The following is a 1,465-nucleotide window of genomic DNA, read 5'->3' as shown; positions in this document are numbered from 1 at the left end:
ATGTTCGGCTCAATTGGAATACGGCACAACGCGAGAACTCAACCTGTAACGAGACAGACTCGTTATAGGGTCAAGCGAACAAGTGCATGTGGTGGATGCCTTGGCGATCACAGGCGATGAAGGACGCGGTAGCCTGCGAAAAGCTACGGGGAGCTGGCAAACAAGCTTTGATCCGTAGATGTCCGAATGGGGAAACCCACTCCTTTTGGAGTATCCATGGCTGAATACATAGGCCATGCGAAGCGAACGCGGTGAACTGAAACATCTAAGTAACCGCAGGAAAAGAAATCAACCGAGATTCCCAAAGTAGTGGCGAGCGAAATGGGATCAGCCTTGTACTCTTTATTTGTATTGTTAGCCGAACGCTCTGGAAAGTGCGGCCATAGCAGGTGATAGCCCTGTAGGCGAAAACAGTATGAAAGAACTAGGTGTACGACAAGTAGGGCGGGACACGTGAAATCCTGTCTGAAGATGGGGGGACCATCCTCCAAGGCTAAATACTCGTGATCGACCGATAGTGAACCAGTACCGTGAGGGAAAGGCGAAAAGAACCCCGGGAGGGGAGTGAAATAGATCCTGAAACCGCATGCATACAAACAGTCGGAGCCTCGCAAGGGGTGACGGCGTACCTTTTGTATAATGGGTCAGCGACTTACGTTCAGTAGCAAGCTTAACCGTATAGGGCAGGCGTAGCGAAAGCGAGTCCGAATAGGGCGTTCAGTTGCTGGGCGTAGACCCGAAACCAGGTGATCTATCCATGGCCAGGATGAAGGTGCGGTAACACGTACTGGAGGTCCGAACCCACTAACGTTGAAAAGTTAGGGGATGAGCTGTGGATAGGGGTGAAAGGCTAAACAAACCTGGAAATAGCTGGTTCTCTCCGAAAACTATTTAGGTAGTGCCTCGTGTCTCACCTTCGGGGGTAGAGCACTGTCATGGTTGGGGGGTCTATTGCAGATTACCCCGCCATAGCAAACTCCGAATACCGAAGAGTGCAATCACGGGAGACAGACATCGGGTGCTAACGTCCGGTGTCAAGAGGGAAACAACCCAGACCGCCAGCTAAGGTCCCCAAATATAGCTAAGTGGGAAACGAAGTGGGAAGGCTAAAACAGTCAGGAGGTTGGCTTAGAAGCAGCCACCCTTTAAAGAAAGCGTAATAGCTCACTGATCGAGTCGTCCTGCGCGGAAGATGTAACGGGGCTAAGCTATATACCGAAGCTGCGGATGCGTGTTTACACGCATGGTAGGAGAGCGTTCCGTAAGCCTGCGAAGGTGCGTTGAAAAGCGTGCTGGAGGTATCGGAAGTGCGAATGCTGACATGAGTAGCGATAAAGGGGGTGAAAGGCCCCCTCGCCGTAAGCCCAAGGTTTCCTACGCAACGTTCATCGGCGTAGGGTGAGTCGGCCCCTAAGGCGAGGCAGAAATGCGTAGCTGATGGGAAGCAGGTCAATATTCCTGCACC

Annotated in this window: 1 rRNA gene; it reads left to right on the top strand. The window is 52.1% G+C overall.

The annotated features are described in order from the left end of the window. Positions 1-68: 68 nt before the first annotated feature. Positions 69-1,465 (top strand): 23S ribosomal RNA (locus DID96_RS37670); the annotation flags it as partial.

The organism is Burkholderia sp. Bp8963, assembly GCF_003854275.1.
In the GTDB taxonomy this organism is placed as follows: Bacteria; Pseudomonadota; Gammaproteobacteria; order Burkholderiales; family Burkholderiaceae; genus Burkholderia.
Note: the sequence above shows the minus strand (reverse complement) of the source record. Positions and strands in the feature narration are given on the sequence as shown.